The 23,619-nt window shown below is 69.6% G+C and carries 19 protein-coding genes; 12 read left to right on the plus strand and 7 right to left on the minus strand.

Annotated elements, in window-relative coordinates; all coding sequences use genetic code 11:
• Positions 1 to 24 precede the first annotated feature (24 nt).
• Entirely contained in the window at positions 25 to 399 is a 375-nt protein-coding gene (locus C475_RS16485; RefSeq protein ID WP_006884997.1) for a cupin domain-containing protein, read from the minus strand.
• A 464-nt stretch (positions 400 to 863) separates the two neighbouring features.
• Here C475_RS16485 and C475_RS16490 point away from each other — a divergent pair, with 464 nt between their 5' ends.
• The 6 genes from C475_RS16490 to C475_RS16515 all read left to right on the plus strand — a co-directional run bounded on the left by C475_RS16490 (position 864) and on the right by C475_RS16515 (position 10,330).
• Positions 864 to 3,389, plus strand: coding sequence for an integrin alpha (locus C475_RS16490; RefSeq protein WP_006884998.1), 2,526 nt, complete (start codon positions 864 to 866; stop codon positions 3,387 to 3,389).
• 70 nt (positions 3,390 to 3,459) lie between these two features.
• Positions 3,460 to 4,041, plus strand: coding sequence for a hypothetical protein (locus tag C475_RS16495; RefSeq protein WP_006884999.1), 582 nt, complete (start codon positions 3,460 to 3,462; stop codon positions 4,039 to 4,041).
• A 1-nt stretch (position 4,042) separates the two neighbouring features.
• Complete coding sequence (locus C475_RS16500; RefSeq protein WP_006885000.1) at positions 4,043 to 6,370, plus strand: DEAD/DEAH box helicase; 2,328 nt, start codon at positions 4,043 to 4,045, stop codon at positions 6,368 to 6,370.
• 351 nt (positions 6,371 to 6,721) lie between these two features.
• A complete protein-coding gene (locus tag C475_RS16505) occupies positions 6,722 to 7,240 on the plus strand; it encodes a DUF7344 domain-containing protein (protein ID WP_152436469.1) in 519 nt (172 codons plus the stop codon).
• Positions 7,241 to 7,430: 190 nt separating this feature from the next.
• Entirely contained in the window at positions 7,431 to 9,128 is a 1,698-nt protein-coding gene (locus C475_RS16510) for a helix-turn-helix transcriptional regulator (RefSeq protein ID WP_006885002.1), read from the plus strand.
• 98 nt (positions 9,129 to 9,226) lie between these two features.
• Positions 9,227 to 10,330, plus strand: a complete 1,104-nt coding sequence (locus C475_RS16515; protein ID WP_006885003.1) for a molybdopterin-dependent oxidoreductase — start codon at positions 9,227 to 9,229, stop codon at positions 10,328 to 10,330.
• Between the two features lie 15 nt (positions 10,331 to 10,345).
• On the opposite strand, the gene C475_RS16520 is transcribed toward C475_RS16515, so the two are convergent.
• From C475_RS16520 to C475_RS16535, 4 genes are all read right to left on the minus strand, one after another.
• A complete protein-coding gene (locus tag C475_RS16520; protein WP_006885004.1) occupies positions 10,346 to 10,975 on the minus strand; it encodes an HAD family hydrolase in 630 nt (209 codons plus the stop codon).
• 6 nt (positions 10,976 to 10,981) lie between these two features.
• A complete protein-coding gene (locus tag C475_RS16525; RefSeq protein WP_006885005.1) occupies positions 10,982 to 11,401 on the minus strand; it encodes an RNA-binding domain-containing protein in 420 nt (139 codons plus the stop codon).
• 19 nt (positions 11,402 to 11,420) lie between these two features.
• A complete protein-coding gene (locus C475_RS16530) occupies positions 11,421 to 12,011 on the minus strand; it encodes an AAA family ATPase (RefSeq protein WP_049930807.1) in 591 nt (196 codons plus the stop codon).
• Positions 12,012 to 12,133: 122 nt separating this feature from the next.
• Entirely contained in the window at positions 12,134 to 12,652 is a 519-nt protein-coding gene (locus C475_RS16535; protein WP_006885007.1) for a hypothetical protein, read from the minus strand.
• A 169-nt stretch (positions 12,653 to 12,821) separates the two neighbouring features.
• Here C475_RS16535 and C475_RS16540 point away from each other — a divergent pair, with 169 nt between their 5' ends.
• On the plus strand, positions 12,822 to 14,276 hold the full coding sequence (locus C475_RS16540) for a cytochrome P450 (protein WP_006885008.1): 1,455 nt from the start codon (positions 12,822 to 12,824) through the stop codon (positions 14,274 to 14,276).
• 49 nt (positions 14,277 to 14,325) lie between these two features.
• Here C475_RS16540 and C475_RS16545 read toward each other — a convergent pair whose 3' ends face one another.
• Positions 14,326 to 15,594, minus strand: coding sequence for a tripartite tricarboxylate transporter permease (locus tag C475_RS16545; RefSeq protein ID WP_006885009.1), 1,269 nt, complete (start codon positions 15,592 to 15,594; stop codon positions 14,326 to 14,328).
• 187 nt (positions 15,595 to 15,781) lie between these two features.
• Between C475_RS16545 and C475_RS16550 the strand changes: the two genes are divergently transcribed.
• Positions 15,782 to 16,576, plus strand: a complete 795-nt coding sequence (locus C475_RS16550; protein WP_006885010.1) for an HpcH/HpaI aldolase family protein — start codon at positions 15,782 to 15,784, stop codon at positions 16,574 to 16,576.
• 123 nt (positions 16,577 to 16,699) lie between these two features.
• Here the strand turns inward: C475_RS16550 and C475_RS16555 are convergent, their stop codons facing one another.
• The gene (locus tag C475_RS16555; protein ID WP_006885011.1) at positions 16,700 to 17,026 is read right to left on the minus strand and encodes a hypothetical protein; all 327 of its coding nucleotides are present in this window, start codon (positions 17,024 to 17,026) and stop codon (positions 16,700 to 16,702) included.
• A gap of 152 nt (positions 17,027 to 17,178) precedes the next feature.
• On the opposite strand from C475_RS16555, the gene C475_RS16560 reads away from it, so the two are divergent.
• From C475_RS16560 to C475_RS16575, 4 genes are all read left to right on the plus strand, one after another.
• The gene (locus C475_RS16560) at positions 17,179 to 17,667 is read left to right on the plus strand and encodes an Lrp/AsnC family transcriptional regulator (protein ID WP_006885012.1); all 489 of its coding nucleotides are present in this window, start codon (positions 17,179 to 17,181) and stop codon (positions 17,665 to 17,667) included.
• Entirely contained in the window at positions 17,664 to 18,809 is a 1,146-nt protein-coding gene (locus tag C475_RS16565; protein ID WP_006885013.1) for a pyridoxal phosphate-dependent aminotransferase, read from the plus strand. The genes C475_RS16560 and C475_RS16565 overlap by 4 nt, the downstream gene beginning before the upstream one ends.
• A gap of 134 nt (positions 18,810 to 18,943) precedes the next feature.
• On the plus strand, positions 18,944 to 21,502 hold the full coding sequence (locus tag C475_RS16570) for a type II/IV secretion system ATPase subunit (protein WP_006885014.1): 2,559 nt from the start codon (positions 18,944 to 18,946) through the stop codon (positions 21,500 to 21,502).
• Positions 21,499 to 23,592, plus strand: a complete 2,094-nt coding sequence (locus C475_RS16575; protein WP_006885015.1) for a type II secretion system F family protein — start codon at positions 21,499 to 21,501, stop codon at positions 23,590 to 23,592. The genes C475_RS16570 and C475_RS16575 overlap by 4 nt, the downstream gene beginning before the upstream one ends.
• Positions 23,593 to 23,619 lie beyond the last annotated feature (27 nt).

Genomic DNA, 23,619 nt, shown 5'->3' on the forward strand with positions numbered 1-23,619 from the left:
GGCGCGGTCGGGAGCGCGTCGCGGTTACTCCCCCTCGTAGCTGTGGCCGTCGCTGACCGGCGGCGCACCGACGCCGATCACCCGGGCGAGGCCCTGCGCTTCGTCAGCCACGTGCGCTCGATGCGGGCTCCCCGGCTCGGCGACGAAGAACTGGCCGGTCTCGACCCGATACGTCTCCTCGGGTGTCTCGACGCTGAGCGTCCCGGATATCACGTAGAACGCTTCCTCCTGTTCGTCGTGGTAGTGCATGCCCGAGAGGGGGATCTCCTCGCCCGGTTCGACGGCGTAGGTCCGCAGTCCGAGCCGCTCCATCCCCGCGGCCTCGCTGACGTACCGCATCTCGGACGGTCGGTCCGGCTCCGGTTCCAGTTCGTCGGGGTCGACGACGTGATAGCCCATGGAGAGGGCTCGACCGACGAGGCCCTAAGTCTTCGCCGACCGTCGGTTCCCGCGGTGGGCGGCCGGACGGCGACCCCGTGTCGATAGGCCTGACAGGTCGTCGCGTCGCCGGCCGCAAAGCCGAGCCTGTCGACGGCGACGGCGACCGACCGCGGTCCGCCGGGCCCGCACGGAACCGCGCGACTGCGTCGACAAATCCCGCCTTTCCGGGGGCTGTATCGACCTGCTCGTTCCTCCAGTGATCGGCCGCGGATCGCCGCCGGCGGGCGACCGGCGAGCTGACCTGTCGGCCCGCGGTCGCGGCGGCGACGAGCGGACGCCCCGGCGGGTAACGCGGCGTTGTTCGGGCGCCGGGACGGGGTTACTCGCGGTGGCGGCTGAATAACAACGGCCGCGGTGTCCGTGCCACCGGTGGTATGTTCGACTTCTCACTCGATCCCCCATCGACGCGAGGGCGTGCCCTCGTGGTCGTGATCGTACTGGTGTTGCTCGCGAGTACTGTCGCCGTCGGCGCGGCGGCGCTCATCCCCGGTCAGTCGGACGATGGCTCGGCCGCTGGGGCCGCACAGGACTCGTCCGACGCTTACCCGTCGACACTGAATCTCTCGGCGGCGAACGCGACCCTCCGCGGCGGGGCGGCCAACGACACGGCCGGCTGGTCGGTCGCGTCGGCCGGTGACGTGAACGGCGACGGCGTCGACGACCTGATCGTCGGCGCGCCGCGTACCGGTTCAGCGGGTCCGAACACCGGCGCGGCGTACGTCGTCTACGGCCCCGCGAACGAATCCTCGTTCGACCGCAGCCAGAACGAGTCGTCACTGAACCGCAGCCAGGCGGACGTGGTGTTGCGCGGCGCCGACAGCAACGACCTGGCGGGGTGGTCGGTATCGACCGCCGGGGACGTCAACGGCGACGGCTACGCCGACGTGGTCGTCGGCGCGCCGTACAACGACAGCACCGCCGTCAACGCGGGCGCCGCCTACGTCGTCTACGGCAACGAGTCGATGCGGGCGACGGTGAACCTCACCGACGCCGACGCGGTGCTGACCGGTGCCGGAGCCAACGACCTCGCGGGCTACGACGTGTCCTCGCTCCGCCGGACGAACGTGAGCGGGGGCGTCGACGGCACCGACGCGAACGCCACGAACGCGACGGCCGCCGTCCTCGTCGGCGCGCCGGGCACCGACGGTGCAGACGGGAACGACACCGGCGCGGCGTACGTCGTCGACGGCGAGTCGGTCGCCGACGGTGGCGAGGTGACCCTCTCGAACGCGACGGCGACGTTCGTCGGCGAACGGGCGGGCAGCAACGCCGGCTGGTCGGTCGCCGCGGCCGGCGACGTGAACAACGATAGCGTCGCCGAGGTCGTCGTCGGCGCGCCGCTGTACAACGCGAGCGCCGAGAACGAGAGTGAACGACGCGCATTCGCCGGTGCGGCGTACGTCGTGAACGGCTCCAGCGAGGGGACGGTCTCGCTCGCCGACGCGAACGTCACGTTCGTCGGGAAGTCCGAGGGCGACCGAGCGGGGTACGCCGTCTCGACGGCCGGCGACGTGAACGACGACGGCGTCTGGGACGTGGTCGTCGGCGCGCCGTACGACGACCCGCTGAATCGGACGGACGCGGGCGCGGCCTACGTCATCTACGGTGACGAGGACCTCGACGGGGAGTCCTCGCTCGCCGACGCGGACGTGGGGCTGACGGGCGCCGAGGCCGGGGACCGAGCCGGCTGGTCGGTCGCCGGCACGGGTCCGAGGGGCGTGACGTGCGACGGCGTCGCCGACGTGCTGATCGGCGCGCCGCTGAACGACTCGACGGACTCGAACGCCGGCGCCGCGTATCTGGTCGCCGGCAACGACTCGCTGTCGGACGAGGCGAACCTATCGACGGCCGCGACGACGTTCGTCGGCGCGTCGGCAGGTGATTACGCCGGCTACGCGGTCGATACGGGCGACTTCGACGGCGACGGCTTCGGCGACGTGGTCGTCGGTGCGCCGCTGAACGACTCGCTGAACCGCACCGACGCCGGCGCCGCCTACGTCTCCGTCAGCGGTTGCGACGCCGTCGAGCCGGTCGACACGCCGACGGAAACTCCTTCGCCGACCGAGACTCCGACTCCGACCGCGACGGCGACGGTCACCGAAACTCCGACTCCGACGGCGACGGCCACCGCGACGGCGACCCCGACTGTGACGGCCACCGCGACTCCAACTCCGACGGCGACGGCCACCGCGACGGCGACCCCGACTGCGACGGCAACGGCCACGGAAACTCCGACTCCGACTGCGACGGCAACGGCCACCGCGACGGCTACGCCGACCGAAACCCCGACCCCGACCGTCGTTCCGACGGACGTGCCGCCCGAGACCGAGACGCCGGACGACACCGAGACGCCGACGCCCACGGCGACGGAAACCCCGACCCCGACGCAGACGCCGGAGCCTGCCGAGGAGACGATCGACTTCGTCGCGTTCTGTTTCGACTCGGACCAGACCGAACGGCGGGTGATCATCTTCTCGGACATCGCCGAGAACGACGCCGGTGAGCCGGTCGCGGCCGAGTACGACGAGGGCGGGAGCGGCCCCGCTCCGGTCTCGGTCGTCCACCAGGCCGGCGGCGCCCTCTACGAGGTCTCCGGGAGTCCCGGGGCGATCGAGGCCGGCGAGGGGAGCGAAGTGACCGGCGCGCGCTCGGCGAGCGAACCGTGCGCCGCGGGCCAGACCGACCTGCGGTTCACCGCAGGTGAACTCTCCGACGGCGCCGCCAAGGCGTTCCCCGACAACGCCGACGTGGAGACGCCGACGCCCACGGAGACGCCGACTGCGACGCCCGACGACGACGGCGACGGTGGCGCGGGCAACGCGGCCGCCGGCGACGCCAGCGCGCTGGAGACGATGTCCCAGTCGCCGCTGTTCCCCGTGCCCGTGTTCGCGATGATGGGCCTCTCGATGGTCGTCCTCGCGCGCAACAAGCTCCGCACGGAGGAGTGACGGACGACCAGTAGCGGGAACCCCACGCTTCGACAACACGTTTTTCGCCCTCGCGGGTGACCAGCGAACGATGGCGACCAGCACCGACCGCGGCCTCGTCCGGATCGAGGATCCGCGAGCACTGCTCGTCGGCGACAGCCGTCGGTGGACGGCCGGCGCACTCGGGCTTGCGGTCGGCCTGTTCGCGACGAGCGCCGCGGTCGACTACCTCGCCCTGCAGGCGGTCACCGGCCGCCAGCCTGGCTTCCACTTGGCCGCCGACCTCGCCCACGTCTTCGCGATGGGGTCGCCCGCCGGCTACCTGCTAGTGATCGGCATCGCCGCCGGCCACGCAGCACTGAACCGCGGCTACCTCCCGACGCTGGTCCTGGCGAGCGCGCTCCGGTTCGGCGACGCCGTGTTCTATGTCGCCGACGCACGGGCGCTACAGGAGGAGACGGTCGAACTCGGCGACGCGACCGTGGCCGCTGGCTTCCGACCGTACTTCCTCACCAGCCACCCCCCGGAGGTGCTGATCTACCCGACGCTCGGCTTCGCGCTGGGGCTGCTCGTTCGACGCGTCCGCCGCGGGCGCGACGCGAACGGTGAGTCCCGACCGCAGGAACGCGTGAGGCGCAACCGATTTGCCGCACCGACGCTGAGAGAGGGGTAACGTGGACGACACGATCCGCTGGCTGCAGGGCCGCCCCTACTACGAAGGGCAGATCACCGAGCGGCGCACGACGACCGGCCGCGAGGCCACCTTCGCCGACGTTGATCTCGATTCGCGACTGGCGAGCGCGTTCGAATCGGAGGGGATCGACCGGCTGTACGACCACCAGGCCGCGGCCGTCTCCGCGGTTCGCGACGGCGACAACGTCGTCCTCGCGACGCCGACGGCCAGCGGGAAGTCGGTCGGCTACACCGTCCCGGCCTTCGAGCGGGCGCTCGACGACCGGGCGACGACGCTCTATATCGCGCCGCAGGTCGCGCTCATCAACGACCAGGAGGAGACGCTCTCGGACCTGGCCCACGGTCTCGGCTTCGCTTCGGGCGTCTCCGTGGCGCAGTACACCGGTCGCCAGGACAGGAAAGAGAAGGAAGCCATCCGCGACCGCCAGCCCACCGTCCTGCTGACGACGCCCGACATGCTCCACTACGGGATCATGCCCCACGGCCACCGGCTGTGGGACTGGTTCTTCGAGCGCCTGGAGACGGTGGTGATCGACGAGGTCCACGAGTACCGCGGCGTGTTCGGTAGTCACGTCTCGCTCGTCTTCCGCCGACTGGCCCGGCTCTGCGAGCGCTTCGACGCTGACCCCGACTGGGTGTGTTGCTCGGCGACGACCGGCAACCCGGTCGACCACGCGGCGACGGTGACCGGCCAGCCGACCGAGTCGTTCGACCTCGTGACCGAGGACACCAGCGCGACGGGACCGACCCACTGGCTCTGCTGGAACCCGCCGGAGTACGGCGACGGCGAGGGGTTCGGCAGCGGCCGCCGTCGGTCGAACCACGTCGAGACCAAGCGGCTGTTCGTCGACCTCGTGACGAAGGGTCACCAGACCGTCGTCTTCACGCAGTCGCGGCAGGTCGCCGAGCGCTACGCGACCGACAGCGCGAGCGACTTGCGCGACCGGGGCGAACACGACATCGCGCGGTCGGTCGAAGCGTACCAGGCCGCGCTCACCGACGAGCGCCGCGGCGAGATCGAGGACGGCCTCGACTCCGGGGAGATCCGCGGCGTCTGGTCGACCAACGCGCTCGAACTCGGCGTCGACATCGGCGGACTCGACGCGGTGTTGCTCGACGGCTACCCCGGCACGCGGATGGCCGCGTTCCAGCAGGGCGGCCGCGCGGGGCGGGGGACCGACCCGTCGCTCGTCGCGATGGTCGCCGGCGAGGACCAGCTCGACCAGTACCTGATGGCCCACCCCCGCGATTTCTTCGACGAGGAACCCGAAGAGGCGATCTCCAACCCGGAGAACGAACACCTCATGCCCGACCACGTCCTCGCCGGCGCCCGCGAGACGTGGCTGCAACCCGACGACGACGACCACTTCGGCGGGCCGTTCCCGGACATCGTCGCCGACCTCACCGAGAGCGGCGACCTCGACCGCCGGAACACCGACGCGGGCCTGCGCTGGCTCTACTCGGGCGAGGGCAGCCCCCAGCACGAGATGAGTCTGCGGACCGTCGGCGACCGCGAAGTCCAACTACGCGACCGACGCGACGGGGACCGGATCGCGAAGCTGTCGTTCGCCGACGCGCTCCGTGACGCCCATCCCGGCGCCGTCTACCACCACCAGGGCCAGGACTACGAGGTGGTCGACCTGGACCTGCGCTCGGACGTGGCGGACCTGGCGCCGGTGCGTCCGGACTACTACACGCAGGTGCTCCACGACAAGACGATCACCGTCGAGAACGACCGACGGGAGCAGGTCCTGCCGACCCACGACGACGTGACGGTCCGGTTCGCCGACGTGAGCATGCGCAAGCAGATCACCGGGTTCGAGCGCTACGACCGACAGAGCGGCGAGCCGATCGGACAGGAACCCCTGGAGTTGCCGGAGACGACGCTGGAGACGGAGGCACTCTATTTCACCGTCCCCGAGGCGGTCGAGACCGATGTCCGGGTTGCCGGCGACGGGCCCGACGCCTTTCCGGGGGCGATCCACGCCGCCGAACACGGGATGATATCGCTGTTTCCCCTCTCCTTTCTCTGCGACCGCCGGGACGTGGGCGGGCTGTCGACGCCGCTGCATCCCCACACCGACTGCGCGACGATCTTCGTCTACGACGGCTACCCCGGCGGGGTCGGGCTGACCGAGCGGGCCTACGAGACGGTCGTCGACCTGATGGAACGCACTCTCGGGATGCTCCGGGACTGCCCCTGCGAGTCGGGCTGTCCGGCCTGCGTCCAGTCGCCCCACTGTGGCAACGCCAACGATCCCCTGGAAAAGGACCTGGCCGCCGACCTGCTCGGCGCGCTCGTCGAGTAGCGGTCCTCGGCCTCGTCCGCGCGCCGTTCCGCCAGCGATCGATCCCGCCGGCCGAACCGCCCGACTCGCGGGGCGGTCGCCTCCGTCCCGAAACAGTCGGAATCCGGACCGTTTCGGTCGTTTCGTCCGTTCGCCCGTCCGTTGCGACCGTTTCGACTCGTTCGGCGACCTGCCCGAAACGGACCCGTCGGCCTCGGTTTCGCGGAGTCCGGAGCGACGGAACGGGGGGGAACCGCGGCAACAGACGGGACGTGTTTACGGTTCTTTGGCACTGTCGAGTGTCCGACCTGATACGGGGCGCGGTGGGTCACCGGCGTCGGCGGTGCCGGCCCGGAGCCCCTGTCACGAACCATGTCAGACACGCACTCATGCGCGGGCGCACTACGGGACAGCAGACGGCTCGACTCGACGGGCATCCAGACCATGCACGACATCTTCTCGGACTGGGAGCGGCGGGCGATCCTCTATCACTTGCAGGAGGTGGGCGGTCGATCGTCGGTCGAGGCGGTGGCGGCGCACCTCGTCGGGTGGTGGCGCGGCCGCGAGCGACCGGCAGCGGCCGATGACGACCTCGTTGACCTCGTCGGTCGGCGTCTCGGGTGCGCGCACCTGGGGAAACTCGACGATTTCGGGGTCATCGCGTATGACCCGCGCTCGGGGACCGTCCGCCTCGACGAGGAGATGAAACTCTCCGTCAGCGAGCCGTGGACCGACCGCGGTGAGGGACGGTCCGCGGCGCGCGTCCTCGGCGGCATCACCGACCGACCCGACGGGGAAGGCCGAGAGATCGACGGCCCCCCGGGGAGCGATGCGGACTCCGCGACCGACGGCGGTGTCGGCTCCGCGACGGGGAGCGGACGACTCTCCTAACGACACCTTACCGTCGAGCGGGGTACGGGAAAGCAGAGATTGACCGCGGAAAGGTCACCATACCCTTCAGACGGGGGCGTAAGGTACCTAACGCCTGCAACCCAACAAGAGTGACAGTCCCGCGCCGGCACGCGCGGGCGCAGCCGGGAGCGTCCGGCCGCGGCGGCGACGGCACGCAGTCCACGACCCCATGGTACGGAACGTCCACGTCTGGCTCCTCGCGGTGCTCGTACTGGCCGGTACCGCCGCACCCGTCGTCTCGACGGCCGTCGACGCCCCGGCGTCCACCGTTCAACAGGACGCTCCCACTGTTCAACAGGACGCCCAGATCACGGGCGCGAGCTACGAGGGCGACGCCGCTATCGACGGCCTCGGGGACGACCTCGGACTCTGGCAGTCCGGCGCCCATCGCTTCGCCGTCACCGTCGCCAGCGACGCCGGCCTCGACAACGCATCGACCTGCGTCGCCATCGCCGGCACCGACCGCGAACTGGGGTGTCAGCCCGTCTCCGTGCCGAGCGAGGCCAACCAGACCGTCACCGTCGGAGCCGGTTCCTGGCCGGCCAACCTCACCGGCGAGCAGCGACTCCGCGCGTCGGTGACGGCGGCCAACGCCTCGGATCCGCTGGACACCGAGACGTATCCGGTCACGGTCCTCTCGCGGGGCGGCGACCTCGACGGCGACGGCCTCACCAACGAGCGAGAGGCGTCGCTCGGCACGTCGCTCCGGTCGAACGATACGGACAGCGACGGCCTCACGGACGGGGACGAGGTGAACACCTACGACACCTCGCCTCGGAACGCCGACACGGACGACGACGGGCTCGGCGACTACGAGGAGATCGAGCGCCACCAGACCGACCCGACGATGGTCGACACGGACGGCGACGGGCTGGCCGACCCGCGCGAGCTCGAACTCGGAACGAACCCGAACAAGGCCGACACCGACGGCGACGGCGTCGCCGACGGCCTCGAAGTGAACACCTACGAGACGGATCCGACCGAGGCCGACACGGACGGCGACGGCCTCGACGACGGCGCCGAGATCAACGAGCACGAGACCAACCCCCTGGAGGCCGACACGGACGGCGACGGCCTCGACGACAACCTCGAGGTCAACACCTACGGGACCGACCCCAACCAGGTCGACACGGACGGTGACGGCCTCGAAGACGGCGCCGAAGTCGAGCGCTACGAGACGGAACCGACCGAGGCGGACACCGACGACGACGGTCTCGAAGACGGCGCCGAGGTCAACCGCTACGACACCAACCCGACGAACCCCGACACGGACGGCGACGGGCTCGAAGACGGGCCGGAGGTCAACCGCTACGAGACGGACCCGAACGCCGCCGACACCGACGGTGACGGCGTCCCGGACCCCAGAGAGGTCGACACCGTCGGCGACCAGGTCTCGCTCGCGCTCGCCGGGCTCGTCGGCGTCGGCGTCGCCGCGGTCGCGGTGTTCGGGTTGCTCGCGTGGTCCGGCCGCGCGCCGCTCGCACGGCTCCGCGGGGTGTTCGGGACCGACACCTCCGGAGACTCCGACGACGGGGATACCCCCGACGCGCCCGGGGCGGCGAGCGCGGCAGGTGCCACCAGCGACGGGGCCGAGGTGGCCGACGAAGGGTCGCCCGCGGCCGAGGAGGTGCCGACCGAGTTCCTCTCCGACGAGGAGGTCGTGTTCACGCTGCTCGACGACCACGGCGGCCGCATGCGCCAGGCCGACCTCGTCGAGGAGACCGACTGGTCGAAGTCGAAGGTCAGCCGCGTCCTCTCGGCGATGGAGGACGACGACACCATCGTCAAGGTCGACGTGGGCCGGGGCAACGTCGTGATGCGCCCCGAAGATCTGCCCCCCGGCGCCGAGTCCGCCTTCGAGGAGTAGGCCCGTCGTTCGGCGGGCGCGCGGACCGACCCGAAGGTCGCATCGTCCGCGTCGAGACGACCCCGCCAGTCAAGCCCGTCGAGTCCTAACGTCGACCGATGAGCCGGTTCCCGCGTATCGAACCGCCGCCCCGCGTCGTCGACGCGTCGCTGCTGGGGGCGGTCGTCGTCCTGCTCGCGACGGGCGCGGTGAGCCTCGTCTCCGGCCGCCCCGCGGGCGCCTGGGTGTTCGACGTCCACGCGGTCGCGGGGCTGGCGACGGTCGTACTGCTGGCCTGGAAGCTCCGGCGGGTGCGCCACCGACTCAGGCCGGGCGACCTCGACGCGACGCGGCTGCTGTCGGCGCTGCTGGGCGTCGTCGCGACGGCGGCGCTAGCGACCGGTATCTGGTGGGTGTTCGGCGGGCAGCTCGACCTCGGCCCGTGGGGCCTGCTCAACCTCCACATCGGGCTGGGCCTGGTCGTTCCCCTGCTCTTGGTCCTCCACCTGCGCCAGCGGTTCGCGCTCCCGACCCGGGAGGCGACCGCCGACCGGCGCAACGCGCTGCGATACGCGGCGCTGGTCGGGTCGGGCGCCGTCGCGTGGCAGGCCCAGGGGATCGCCAATCGCGTCTTCGACACCGCCGGCGCCGAGCGCCGGTTCACGGGCTCGCGCGAGCGGGGGAGCGACTCGGGCAACGGCTTCCCGGTCACCTCGTGGGTCGCCGACGACCCCGACCCCGTCGACCGCGAGACGTGGTCGCTGACCGTCGACGGCCGGGTGAGCGAGTCGCTCGCGCTGTCGTACGACGCGGTGATCGCCGGTGGAGACGCTGGTGGCGGCCCGGACTCGGTAGTCGCCCCCGCCGAGCGGCGCGCGCTGCTGGACTGCACGAGCGGCTGGTACTCCGAACACGACTGGCGGGGCGTCCGCGTCGGCGACCTCCTCGACGCCGCCGACCCCGGCGAGGGAGCGGCCTGGGTGCAGTTCCGCTCGGTGACGGGCTACCGCTGGAGCCTCCCGGTCGAGGAAGCCCGCGATGCCCTGCTGGCGACCCACGTCGACGGCGACCGGCTCAGCCACGGCCACGGCGCGCCGACCCGACTGGTCGCGCCCGGTCGCCGCGGCTTCCAGTGGGTCAAGTGGGTCGAGTCGGTGCGGGTGACCCGCCGGCGCGGACTCGGCGAGTGGATCGCCGTCTTCGTCAGCTGGGTCGACGACTGACCGCCCCCGACCGAGTTACAACAACACCGACAGCGTCCGGAAGTCCGGCGCCGAGAGGTCGGCGGCGGTCGCGTCGACGTGGACCGTCTCGAAGCCGTGTTCGCGGGCGCCGTCGATGTCGGGCTCGCGGTCGTCGCCGACCATCACGTATCGGTCGGCGTCGACCCGTGATTTCGCCGCCTCGTAGATCTCGCGGTCGGGTTTGGTCGCCTCGATCTCGGGGTCGTGAGAGGCGACGCGGGCGTCGAAGCGGTCGAGGAGACCGATCTCGGCGACTTTCCCGAACTGCACGTCGGGGAGGCCGTTGGTCAGGATACCGAGCGTGTGACGCTCGGCGAGGGCTTCGACCGTCGCCGCGACGCCGGGGACCGGTTCGACCGCGTCGAACTCCGCGGCGACGAGCGCCTCGGCGAGGTCTCCCGGGTCGCAGTCCAGGTCGTGTTCGTCGCACACGTCCGCGAACGCCTGGTGATAGGGATCGTCGGCGAACGCGCCGAAATGATGGAAGAATTGATCGTCGTAGTGTTCCAGCCACTCGCCGCGCGATCCGCCCGCGGCCCGCTCGAAGGCGTCGGCCAGTACGTCCCCGTAGTCGCCGCGCCAGCGGACGAGCGTCCCGTCCACGTCGAAGAAGATCGCCGCCATGGGACGCTACTCGTCGGGGTCGATCGGCTTGCCGTCTTTCGTCGGCGGGGCGACGTGGTCGATGTAGGATTCGGCGTCGGGGTCGTTCACCCGCACGCGGACGTGGATGTCGCCGAGTTCGCTCGGGTCGCCGACAGCGAAGTTGACGACGCCCTGGAAGGCCGCCTGTTTCTTGAGGTCGAACGAGAAGGTGTCCCCGCGCAGGTCCTCGAAGAAGGCCCCGCGGGCGGTGTCGAGGATCTCCTGGCGGTGGAGCGACTCGGAGAACTCCTCCATGTCGTGGGCGGTGGCGACGATCTCGCCGTGGCTGTGCTCGACCTCGGCACCTGGGAAGAGGTTCGTGACGGCGTCGGCGACCCTGTCGGTGACCTCGGTGTCGTTGACCGGTGCGGTGATCTGTACGTCGACGGCGTAAACGGTGCTCATGGCTGTGTCTCCCGTGTGGTCATTCGTCGGTGTCGCCCGCAGTTGTGTCGTCCGCGACCGCGTCGGGCCCGTCGGCGAGCAGACGCTCGATCTCGGCCCGGAAGGCGTCGAGACTGGCGTCGTTGACGATCGTCACGTCCGCCCGCTCCATCGCCGCACCCATCCCGAACCCGAGTTCGCGCTCGTCGCGCTCGGCGATCGACTCGCCGCCCTCCTCGGCGGCGGCGTCGCGGCCGCGCAGGTCGAGCCGTTCGGCGCGCAGCTCGTCGGGGGCGTGGATCTCCACGAGCGTGAACGAGTCGCCGAAGGCCTCGACGAAGCGCTCGACCTCCACGTCCGAGCGGATGCCGTCGACGACGACGGTGTCGGCGTCGTCGAGGCGGTCCTCGATGAGCGGGAGCGACTCCCGGGCGATGGCGTCCGGGCCCCCCTCCTCGCGGAGCGTCTTCGCCATCTCGCCGTGGTGGGTCGCGGGGTCGAACCCGCGGTCGCGGCAGGCCTGGCGGATCACGTCGCCCATCGTGACGACGGGCACGCCCGCCTCCCGCGCGACCGCGGCGGCCTCGCTCTTCCCGCTCCCGGGCAGTCCGACGATCCCGATGACTGTCATCGCCGGATGTACTGGAACGGCCCGCATAAGGACTGCGTTGTCGGCCGTGGCGCACCGCCCCCGCTCCCGTTCGGCCGAGTTCGGGTCCGACCCGTAGCCGGCGGTCGGCTCCGCCTCCGGGATCACGCCGCTTCGGTCGGTGTCGGCGTCGGGAACTGCGCTCGCTCGCAGCCGGCCAGCGAGCTCGTCGTCCGAGACGAGACGGTCCCGTCCGAGTGGACCGTCAGCGTCGTCCCGTAGGAGTTGCAGTGGTCGAAGATGTCGATCGCGCCCCTGTGGCTCGCGCCGCTCCCGGGGAGCGCGACGGCGAGTTCGTAGTACGCGGGCCTGCGGAGTTCGCCCTCCACTCGTTCGTCGGGAGCCAGCGAATACGTGCGGTTCAGGAGCGTCTCGTTTCGGACCGGAACCGCGACCGAGACGGCGACCGTTCGGGTCTCGTTCCCGTCGTTCACGACGGTCACGCCGTGGGGCGAAACGTCGTCGACCCGCTCGCCGATCTCGAAGGACCGCGTCGATTCTTCGACCGGGATAGCGTCGCGTTGGCTCTCCGACGGAGCCGCACTACAGCCGCTCAGCAGGAGTGCGCCGACCAGTGCGGCGGACACCAACAGACTCCGCCTGCGCGACCGTTCCTCGTTCACCCGGGCGACTGCGCCTTCAGGAGGGATAAACGATCAGGCCGAGCCGTCCGACGGCGGTCGTCGTCGGACCGCTCGCCGCGTGACCGTCGCCGCTCGCCCACACCGGCTCTTAAAGAATCGTGCGTACTCGGCCGAAGGACGATGCCGCTGGAGTCCGTAGCGTCACTCGATGGCAACACACGACGCCGCCGACGAAGGCGAGGAAGCGAGCGCCCGGGCGCTCCGCGAGTCCACGCCCGGCGACGCGCCGCCGGGCCCCGACGGCGTTCCGGTGATCGGCAACACGCTCCAGTTCGTGCGGGACCCGGTCGCGTTCTACGCACGCTGCGCCGCCTACGAGGACGACGTGGTGACCTACCGCGTCGCCACCAGCGACGGCGTCATGCTCAAACACCCCACCGACATCGAACAGGTGCTGGTCACCGACGACGCCGACTACCGCCGCGCCTCCATCATCCGCAACGCCCTCGGCCAGATCGCCGACGGCGGCCTCTTCCTGATGGAGGGCGAAGCCTGGGGAGCCCACCGTACCGCGCTCCAGCCCTCGTTTTACCGCGACCGAATCGAGACCTACGCCGATATGATGGCCCGCTTCGCCGACGAGCGCGCCGCCGAGTGGGCCGACCGCGACCCGAACGCCGGACCTATCGCCGTCAGCGAGGAGATGCGCACGCTCACCCTGGAGATCCTCGCGAAGACGCTGCTGGACGTGGACATCCGCGGCCGCGAGTCGGCCATCCGCGACGCCGCCGCGGTCATCTCCGACCGCTTCGACGCCGGCTCGCTCTCCGCGCTCCTCCCGCTGTGGGTCCCAACCCCCGCGAACCGCCGCTGTCGCCGCGCCGTCTCCCGGTTCGACGACGCCATCGCCGACATCGTCGCCGAACGCCGCGCCACCGACGAGGCGTTCGACGACCTCCTCTCGATCCTCCTCGCCGTCGACCCCGACGACGGGACCGGCGAATCCCGGGAGGGCGGCGGGCTCTCGGAGCAACAGATCCGCGACCATCTCTTCACTTTCCTGTTCGCCGGCCACGAGACCACCGCGCTCACGCTCTCATACGCCGTGATGCTGCTCGCGAACGACGCCGAGCGACAGGCTCGACTCCACGCGGAACTCGACGAAGTCCTGGGCGACGGGACCGAGGGCAGCGCGGCCGACGCCGAGCGGCCGGGCGCGACCGACCTGTTCGAACTCGACTACCTGGACAGGGTCGTCGACGAGGCGTTGCGCCTCTACCCGCCGGCGTACACGGTGTTCCGCGAGCCCACCCGCGACGTGGAACTCGGCGGCTACCGGATCCCCGAGGGGTCGACCGTCTCGATGCCCCAGTGGGTCGTCCAGCGCGACGAGCGGTGGTACGACGACCCCGACGCGTTCCGCCCGGAGCGGTGGACTGACTCCTTCCGCGAGGAGTTGCCCGACTACGCCTACTTCCCGTTCGGCGGCGGCCCGCGCCACTGCATCGGCATGCGCTTCGCGCTCATGGAGGCGAAACTCGTGTTGGCGACGCTGGCCGCGCGGTTCGCCTTCGACCCGGTCAGCGAACCGCCGCTGGACCTGTCGATGCAGATCACGCTCCAGCCACAGCAGCCGATCGAAGTCGGTCTGCGAACGCGGTAGCTCGGGGCCGAGAGAGCGTGCGGTCGCCGCCAGGCTCGGGACGCAGTGCTCACAGACCGAGGATCAACGGGACGAGCAACACGCCCATCAGCGACGCCCGTCGAGCGCCGAATCTGACGGGCACCAGCCCGACGACGGTCGACGCCCCGAAGACCGCGACGCCGAGCGGTCCGGTCAGTACGGCGATCACGACCGCGACGAGACACAGCACGCTCACGGACAGCCGCGCGTAGTCGGCCCGCCCGACCAGTCGCAGATAGCCGTCGCCGAGGGTCACCACGAGCGCGAAGCCACAGGCCGCGGCGACGAGGACGCTCCCGAGCAACAGCGGCAGATCGAGCGGCACGCCCGCGTCGCTCATCGCGACCATGACGCCGGTCCGGGGCGTCCCGAGCGCGATCAGCGCCAGCAGAGCGAACACCGTGTTCGCGGTGTTCACGCCGCTGGTCGTCACGATAAATCCGCGGGCGCCGTCCGCGCTGCGCTCCGGGCGCCCCCCGCCACCGCCCGGGACGGCGAGCAACGCCACCGTCGCCGCGATGGCGCTCGACACGCCCGGGACGTACCCGACCACCGCGCCCGACAGCGTCCCCGCGAGCGCGAACCCGGCCACCGACCGTCGGGATGCGGCCACGCTCGCGTCGTCCTGGGGCGGCACGCCCTCGCCGGTCAGCGCGTCCAGCAGGACCGGCGCGCCGAACAGCCCGGTGAAGATGGGCGCGAGCATGCCGCCCGAATCCACGACTCCGCCCGGTGGCAGATCCAGCGCGACCGCGCCCAGCGCGCCGCTCGCCGCGACCGACAGCGCGGCGCCCACTCGTCCGACGGTCGTCGACTCCGTGGCGACGAGGAGGACGACGACGCCGCCCAAAAGGATCGACAGGTTCGCCCGCAGCGTCGGGTAGACCGTGGTCATCGCACGGGTCATCGGGACCGCAAGCGGCACCGCGAACGCGACGGCCCCGGCGCTCCCGAGCGCGGACAGCCGGAGCGCCTCGCGACCCCGACCGGCGAGGACCAGTCGATGCCCGGGCAGCGCCGAGCTGGCCATCGCCGGGTCCGGGACCCCGAGCGCGAGCGCCGGCACCACGTCGAGGAAGGTGTGGACGACCCCGGCGGCCAGCATCGCCGCGCCGACGTACCTGACGGGACCCGGGATCGAGGGCGCGACGCCGGCGAGCAACAGCGCGAACGTGTTGGCGTGGATCCCCGGGGTCAGCCCGCTGACGGTCCCGAGCGCGACGCCGCCGCCCACGAACCCGCAGAACAACAGCGTCGCGTCCGTATCGACGGCGAGTCCGAGCCCCAGTGGGTCCATCGCGCCGAAGTGGTCCCGCGATGGCGGATAAACTCTGGGAGACCGCGTCCCTCGGGCGCCGCCTGTCGCGGTGAACCGCGCGCGACCACCGCTCGCGCTGTTCCGAGCGTCGACGACGTTCGGGACCGGACGGCTTCGTGGCCGTCGCCGGCACCACGCTTACGGCCGCACGAGCCCACCCGAAGCCATGGTCGACGACCACCGCGGGAACGCAGTCAGGGACCGCATCGAGAACGACGAGGTCGCGCTGGGCGTCCTCGACAACACGTACAGCCCGACGCTCGTCGAGTTCTACGGCGAGCTCGGCGTCGACTTCGTCTGGCTCGACTTCGAACACGGCGGGCCGAGCCCGTGGGACGCGACCGCGATGGAGGACCTGTTGCGGGCCGCCGAGGGCACGGGGACGGAAGTCCTCGCGCGCGTGCCGACCACCGAGCCCGCGCTCGTCCGGAAGGCCCTGGACGCGGGCGTCCGGAACCTCTTCCTCTCGCGGGTCGGCGGCGTCGAGGAAGTCGAGCGGACGGCCCGGGCGGCCCGCTTCGAGTACGACGGCGAACCGGGCGACCGCGGGCTGGCGAACCCGCGCGCACGTCGGTGGGGCCAGGCCGACGACTACGTCGCGACCGAGGACGAGGAGGTCTTGTTCGGTGTGACGATCGAGAACCGCGAGGCCGTCGAGGCGGTCGACGATATCGTCGCTGTCCCCGAGTTGGACTTCGTCTTCGCCGGGCCGCTCGACCTGTCCGTGTCGCTGGGCCACCCCGGCGAACTCGACCACCCCGAGGTCCGAGAGGGGATCGAGCGGATCCGCTCGACCGCGGTCGAGTCGGACGTGGCGCTGGGCGGGCTCGGCTTCGGGACGGACGACGTGAACGAGAAGGCCGCGAACGGCTACCAGCTGCTCCACGTGGGGAGCACGACCGGTGCGGTGAAGGCGGCGGTCGACGGGTGGCTCGGCGGGTTCGAGGGACGGGAGGCGTGAGCGAAGCGAACGCCTCCGGACGAGCGAGCGGGCGACATCGTCGCCCGCGAGCAGCGAGGACCGGACGGAGTGAGCGTCTCCGGACGAACACGGCGACTGAGGGCGGTCGTCGGGGCCGTCCGGTCAGTCCGCCCGGTAGGCGTCGTCGAACGCGCGGGCGGCGTCGAGCAGGTCGCTGTCGCCGGCGACCCGGTACTGCGGCTCGCTCTCGTCGTCGCTCTCGTCGTCGGCGCGGACGAGGGCGCCCAGGTCGACGAACTCGTCGAGCAGGCCGTCGAGGTACAGCGTCTTCAGCGGGACGCCCGACCGCTCGGACAGGTCCGAGCGCGTGTACGCTCGCTCGGCGTTGAGTTCGGTGAGCGTCCCGAGGAGGTCCGCGGCGCCGTCGCTCGCAGCGACGAACGCCCAGCCGCCGTCGGGGGGCCCGTCCGACGGGTCCGTGTCGAGCATGGCGGCGTCTATGAGAGAGATGCGGATAAAACCGCCCGTCTCGGGTGCGATTGCGGCGGAGAGGTGTCGTCTCCGAGGCCAGTGGGCGGTGGTGTGCGAGCGCCTGCCGCGATTGAGAAACCCTTTTGGTCGCAGTGGGCCGGAAGGTAGGTATGAGCGACCGCGAGGAGATACTGGCGTTGCTCCGCGAGAACGCGCGGTACTCGACCGAAGACCTGGCTCGACAGACCGGCCTCGACGCCGGGGAAGTCGAGGCCGTCGTCGAGGACCTCGAGAGCGAGGGCGTGATCAAGGGCTACCAGGCCGTCGTCGACTGGGACAAAGTCGAGCCCGAGCGCGTGCGCGCCGCGGTCGAGCTGAACGTCACGCTCGACCGCGAGACGGGCTACGACGACATCGCCGAGCGCCTCGCGAAGTTCCCCGAGGTACAGGGGCTGCGGCTCGTGAGCGGCGACTACGACTTCGCCATGGAGGTCGAGGGCGACTCGATGAGCCAGGTGTCGCGGTTCATCAGCGAGAAGGTCGCGCCCGTCCCGGAGATCACCCAGACGGTGACCCACTACATCATGGAGAGCTACAAGGAGCGGGGCGTCGAGTTCGGGGACGGCCACGACGACGACCGGCTGTCGATCTCGCCATGACGTTCGAGCCGACCGACACCGTCGCGTCGGTCCCGCCGTCGGGCATCCGCAAGTTCTTCGAACTCGCCGAGGAGTACGACGACATCATCTCGCTGGGGGTCGGCGAGCCCGACTTCGCGCCGCCGTGGGCCGCCCGCGACGCCGCCATCGCCTCCCTGGAGCGCGGCCAGACCTCCTACACCGCCAACCGCGGGATGCGCGAGCTGCGCGACCGGATCGCCGCCGACACCGAGCGCCGGTACGGCCTCGACTACGACCCCGACGAGGAGATCCTCGTCACCTCCGGGGCCAGCGAGGCCGTCGACCTGGCCTTCCGGGCGTTCCTCGACGAGGACGACTCCGTCGCGATCGCCCAGCCCTGTTACGTCTCCTACGTCCCGAGCGCCCGCTTCGCCGGGGCGGATGTGGTCGACGTGCCCACGCGCGCGGCCGACGAGTTCAAACTCACACGGGAGGTCCTGGAGTCGTCGGGCGCCGCCGACGCCGAGGCGCTGGTCATGTGCTACCCGAACAATCCGACGGGCGCGACGATGACCCGCGAGGAACTGCGGCCGGTCGCCGAGTTCGCCCGCGAGCACGATCTGTTGGTGTTCTCGGACGAGATCTACGCCGAGCTGTCCTACGAACACGACCACGCCTCGATCGCGACGCTCCCGGGCATGCGCGAGCGGACGATCGTCTTCAACGGCTTCTCGAAGGCCTACGCGATGACCGGCCTGCGGCTGGGCTACGCGCTGGCGCCGCCGGAAGCGACGGCGGCGATGAACCGCATCCACCAGTACACGATGCTGTCGGCGCCGACGACGGCGCAGTACGCGGCCGTCGAGGCGCTTGACTCCTGCGGCGACGAAGTCCGAGAGATGCGCGCCCAGTACGACCGGCGACGGAACTTCGTCCTCTCCCGATTCGAGGAGATGGGCGTCGACTGCTTCCCGGCGGCGGGCGCGTTCTACGCCTTCCCCGAGTGCCCCTGGGACGACAGCGACGCCTTCGCCGAAGCGCTGCTGGAGGAACAGCGCGTGGCGGTCGTCCCCGGCGACGTCTTCGGCGCCGGCGGCGAGGGCCACCTCCGCGTCTCCTACGCGACGAGCCTCGGTGACCTCAAGGAAGCGATGGCCAGAATAGAATCATTTATACAATAACATATTTTCGGAACAGGTAACCCGATCCGGGCGGTAGACGGTCCTTACCGACTCCGAACGGGGGTATGGGTGGATTATCGTTCGCAGTAGGCCAGGCGTAAAGTTTTTTCCGTCTTACTAGCAGTTAGCCTGTAATGGCAATTGATGGCACGGGGGGCAACGAGTCTGACCAGGTCGCGACGGGGGGCGAGCGGCTCTCGGGGGACGGCGCGACCGTGGGCGAATACACGTGGAACGACCTGCGCCGGGACGTACACACGGGCGGGCGCTTCGACCGCAGCGAGTACCTCGGATTCGACCCGCTCGACGTCGAGGACCGCCTGCAGTCGGGTGCGAGCGCCGCCAAGACACTCGAACAGGCCTGGGGGGAGCGCATCGAGGCCGAGCGGTCGTTCGTCGTCAAGGACCGCTACACCTGGGAGCATTTCAAACAGGAGTACTACTACGACGAGGACGGCGAGATCCCTCGGGACAGCAACGGCGAGAAGGTACCGTTCGAACCCGAGGACCACCTCGGGTTCGACCCCGAGGAGACCGAGGACCGACTGAGTCAGGGCGGGGGGGCTGCCGAACGGCTCGCGTCGGTCGTCGACGAGCGCACTATCGACGTCAACCCCGACCTCGACGAGGACGCGTTCTTCTCGACAGTCGACGACCACTCGACGGTCGTCAACCGCTACGACCTGGAGAAGGCGGTGCCGCTGGAGAAGAAGGCCCACTTCGTCGAGGTCGAGCGCTACTGGGTGAACAAACCGTACGCCTGCGTGATCATCTTCCACTCGCGCAAGGAGAACGAGAAGAAGTACTACGCCATCGAGCCCTACCAGAACGACATCGAGTCCCAGCTGGTCAGCTTCCTCTCGGGCAAGCTCAAGTCGGCGATCAAATACTCCGAGGACGAGGTCGTCGTCGAGGGGTCCGACGCCGACCGCGCCGGCGTTATCCAGCGCGAGACCGAGCGCCTGCTCGAACGGTACGACCTGTACACGCCCGGCCAACAGGGCGACCTGGGGATGATGGACCAGCTCAAGGGGGCGCTGGGCATGGAGATCGAAGTCGAGACTCAGGGGGGCGAACTCGACGGCATCGAGGCCCGACCCGAGCCGGCGGTCGTCGGCGACGACCCGAAGGCGCTCAACGAGTACCAGGTCGAGAAGCTCCTCTACCGATTGAAACGGGACTTCATCGGCTACGCGCGCATCGACCCGATCAAACACGACATCAACGTCGAGGACATCTCCTGCGACGGCTACAACTCCCGGGTGTTCGTCTACCACACCGAGTACGAGAACATCATCACGAACGTCGAACACGGGAAACAGGAGCTCGACGACTTCGTCGTCAAACTCGCACAGCGCTCCGGGAAGGGGATCAGCAAGCGCCAGCCCCAGGTCGACGCCACCCTCCCCGACGGCTCGCGCTCGCAGCTGACGCTGGGCGAAGAAGTGTCGGACCACGGGACCAACTACACTATCCGTCAGTTCAAGGACGTACCGTTCACGCCGGTGGACCTCATCAACTGGAACACGTTCTCGCTCGACGAGATGGCCTTCCTCTGGCTCTGTATCGAGAACAACAAGTCGATGATCTTCGCCGGCGGGACGGCGTCGGGGAAGACCACCTCGCTGAACGCCATCTCGCTTTTCATCCCGAGCAACGCCAAGATCGTCTCCATCGAGGACACGCGCGAGGTCGAACTCCCCCAGCGTAACTGGGTCGCCAGCGTCACCCGTCCCTCCTTCGGCGAGGACGACAAAGGTGACGTCGACGAGTTCGACCTCCTCGAAGCGGCACTCCGACAGCGTCCCGATTACATCGTGATGGGCGAGGTCCGTGGTGAGGAAGGTCGGGACCTCTTCCAGGTCATGTCGACCGGCCACACCGCCTACTCGACGTTCCACGCCGACACGGTCGGCGAGGTCATCAAGCGCTTCACGACCGACCCGATCAACGTCTCGAAGACGCTGTTCACGGCGCTAGACCTGGTCTCCATCCAGACCCAGACGCGGGTCGACGGCAACAAGGTCCGCCGGAACAAGAACCTCACCGAGATCAACGAGTACTCGGCGGAACACGACGAGATCAACGTCCGCGACGTGTACGAGTGGCAGGCCGAAACCGACGAGTTCCTCCAGATGGGCAACTCCAACACGCTGGAGGAGCTGAAGTTCGACCGCGGCTGGACCCAGGAACGGCTCGACGAGGAGCTGTTCATGCGAAAGGTCGTCCTGGCTTACCTCATCGAGCAGAACCTCAACACTTACACGGAGGTCGCGGCGGCCGTCCAGGCCTTCATCAACGACCCGGACACGATCATGGCGCTCGTCGCCGAGGACAAACTCGAGCGGTCGCTGGAGGACCTGCGGGACATGGAGTCGGTCAAGATCAACATCGACCCCGAGAAAGAGGAGATGGTCCCGCGGCCGGACCCGCCGGCGGAGATGCTGGACGAGGCCGAGGACATCCTCGAGAACGCGCAACCGCTGTTCCAGCGCTTCCGCGACAAGGAGACCTCGGACATCGTCAACGCCCTGACGGGCTCGGGCGTCGACGAGGAGGAGACCGACATCACGCCGATCGAGAGCGAGGCGGAGGCCAACATCACGCCGATCGAGAGCGAGGATGACGACGACGACGATATCGACTTCAGCGAGTTCGTCCCCGCGGCCGGTGCGGAGGCTGACGAGGCATGAGCCTCGGGCGCTCGTCCCAGCAACTCGGCGGGTCGAACACGGTCGGCGACACGTTCTATCCCCTCTATCAGGCGCTGTTCGACGAGGAGGGCGACTTCGTCTCGGGCATCGAGGCCAAGCTCGCCGAGGCTCGGATGGGCGACAACGTCGAGATGTACATCTCGCGGGCGCTCGCGGTCGGAACCCTCGCCGCGCTGACCCTCTGGCTGCTCGGCATGCTACTGGGGTTCCTCCTCGTCCAGCTGCTCGGCCTCGGCGAGGGGCCGCTCCTCGGCCTGCGAATCCCCGACGCCATCGAACCGGTCTTGCTGGCGCTGAAGGTACCGGCGATCGTGTTCGTCTCCGGGATCGTCTTCGGCGCCGTCGGCTTCGGCATCGGCTTCGGCTCGCTGCTGTCGATCCCCTACTTCCGGTCGAACTCGCGCAAACGCGAGATCAACGTCCTCCTCTCCGACTCGGTCGCGTTCATGTACGCCCTCTCGGTGGGTGGGCTGAACCAGCTGGAGATCCTGCAGGCGATGGCCCAGGCCGACGACACCTACGGCGAGGTGGCCAAGGAGTTCCAGTCGATCGTCCTCGAGACGGAGTACTTCGACACCGACTACCGGACGGCGATCCGCAACCAGTCGATCGAGACGCCCAGCGAGGAGCTGAGCCAGTTCCTCACGGACATGCTGTCGATCGTCGACTCCGGCGGTGACATGACCTCGTTCCTCGAGGACCAGAAGGACAAGCACATGCGGACGGCCAAACAGGAGCAGAAGAAGATGTTGGACACGCTGGAGCTGTTCGGCGAGATGTACATGACCCTCTCGCTGTTCCCGCTCCTGCTCATCATCATCACCGTCATCATGAGCATGATGTCCTCGGGGTCGAAGATGGACCTGATGGTGGGGACGGTCTACGGGCTCATCCCGCTGACGGGGGTCGGTTTCCTCGTGCTCACCTCCACCGTGACCCAGGACTCCATCGGCGACGGCTACCTCCACGCCGACCGCGGCGGCAAGACCTACTCGGAGGCCGACGACGGGCTGTTGAGCCTCGGCCTCGTCGAGGGCTACACCGGGAGCTACGGCGTCTTCGACCGTATCAAGAGCCGCGAGGGGACCTATCGCGCCACCCAGATCCTCAGCCAGCCCCACATCTTCTTCCGAAACAATCCGCTGTACGTGCTCGGGCTCACGATCCCGATCACGATCGCCTTCTTCGCCGTCGTGGTCATCTTCCACATGGCACCGATGACGATCTCCGAACTCGTGGTCCCCCAGGGCGGGGACGTGCCCGACGGGCTCAACGACCCGACGAAGCGCTGGGTGTACCCCGTCATCACGGGGACGTTCATGTGGGTGTACGTCCCGATCTACCTCAACCTCCTCCCGCTGGGGATCTTCTACGAGTGGAACCTCCGGACCCGCCGCAGCGTCGTCGGCAACCTCTCGGAGAACCTCCGCAAGCTCGCCAGCGCGAACGACACCGGGATGACGTTGCTGGAGTCGATCCGGGTCGTCGCCGACACCTCCTCGGGGCGGATGGCCGACGAGCTGGAGACGATGCACGCCAAGGTCAACTACGGCACCAGCCTCAAGGACGCGCTCCGGGAGTTCAACAACCGCTATCACATCCCCCGGCTCGCCCGGACGGTCAAGCTCATCAGCGAGGCTCAAGAGGCCTCCAGCCAGATCCAGGACGTGCTCTCGACGGCCGCACAGGCCTCCGAGAACCAGGACGACATCGACCTCGAACGCAAGTCCCGCGCCCGGATGCAGATGGTCATCATCATCATGACCTACCTCACGCTGCTGGGCGTGATGGCGCTGCTGAAGGTGCGGTTCCTGACCGTCATGGCCGATCTCGCGACCCAGACGACCTCCAGCGGGTCTTCGGGTGCCGCGCCCGGCGGCAGCTTCAGCGGCGTCAACACGCAGATCCTCTCGGTGCTGTTCTTCCACGCCGTCGTCCTCCAGGCGCTGCTGTCGTCGTTCATCGCCGGCTACATCCGCGACGTGAGCCTGCTGTCGGGCGTCAAGTTCGCCGTCGTCCTCCCGACGATCGCGCTGATCGTCTGGTACGTCGTGACGCTGATGTCCTGATTCGGATCTCCTGATTCGAACCGTTTT

Origin of the sequence: Halosimplex carlsbadense 2-9-1, from assembly GCF_000337455.1 — an archaeon.
Classification (GTDB): Archaea; Halobacteriota; Halobacteria; order Halobacteriales; family Haloarculaceae; genus Halosimplex; species Halosimplex carlsbadense.

Excerpts from the sequence above, each read along its gene's own strand:
- C475_RS16485 (WP_006884997.1), bottom strand. The coding sequence starts at position 399 with ATGGGCTATCACGTCGTCGACCCCGACGAACTGGAACCGGAGCCGGAC.
- C475_RS16495 (WP_006884999.1), top strand. The coding sequence starts at position 3,460 with ATGGCGACCAGCACCGACCGCGGCCTCGTCCGGATCGAGGATCCGCGA.
- C475_RS16505 (WP_152436469.1), top strand. The coding sequence starts at position 6,722 with ATGTCAGACACGCACTCATGCGCGGGCGCACTACGGGACAGCAGACGG.
- C475_RS16510 (WP_006885002.1), top strand. The coding sequence starts at position 7,431 with ATGGTACGGAACGTCCACGTCTGGCTCCTCGCGGTGCTCGTACTGGCC.
- C475_RS16515 (WP_006885003.1), top strand. The coding sequence starts at position 9,227 with ATGAGCCGGTTCCCGCGTATCGAACCGCCGCCCCGCGTCGTCGACGCG.
- C475_RS16520 (WP_006885004.1), bottom strand. The coding sequence starts at position 10,975 with ATGGCGGCGATCTTCTTCGACGTGGACGGGACGCTCGTCCGCTGGCGC.
- C475_RS16525 (WP_006885005.1), bottom strand. The coding sequence starts at position 11,401 with ATGAGCACCGTTTACGCCGTCGACGTACAGATCACCGCACCGGTCAAC.
- C475_RS16530 (WP_049930807.1), bottom strand. The coding sequence starts at position 12,011 with ATGACAGTCATCGGGATCGTCGGACTGCCCGGGAGCGGGAAGAGCGAG.
- C475_RS16540 (WP_006885008.1), top strand. The coding sequence starts at position 12,822 with ATGGCAACACACGACGCCGCCGACGAAGGCGAGGAAGCGAGCGCCCGG.
- C475_RS16545 (WP_006885009.1), bottom strand. The coding sequence starts at position 15,594 with ATGGACCCACTGGGGCTCGGACTCGCCGTCGATACGGACGCGACGCTG.
- C475_RS16550 (WP_006885010.1), top strand. The coding sequence starts at position 15,782 with ATGGTCGACGACCACCGCGGGAACGCAGTCAGGGACCGCATCGAGAAC.
- C475_RS16555 (WP_006885011.1), bottom strand. The coding sequence starts at position 17,026 with ATGCTCGACACGGACCCGTCGGACGGGCCCCCCGACGGCGGCTGGGCG.
- C475_RS16560 (WP_006885012.1), top strand. The coding sequence starts at position 17,179 with ATGAGCGACCGCGAGGAGATACTGGCGTTGCTCCGCGAGAACGCGCGG.
- C475_RS16565 (WP_006885013.1), top strand. The coding sequence starts at position 17,664 with ATGACGTTCGAGCCGACCGACACCGTCGCGTCGGTCCCGCCGTCGGGC.
- C475_RS16570 (WP_006885014.1), top strand. The coding sequence starts at position 18,944 with ATGGCAATTGATGGCACGGGGGGCAACGAGTCTGACCAGGTCGCGACG.
- C475_RS16575 (WP_006885015.1), top strand. The coding sequence starts at position 21,499 with ATGAGCCTCGGGCGCTCGTCCCAGCAACTCGGCGGGTCGAACACGGTC.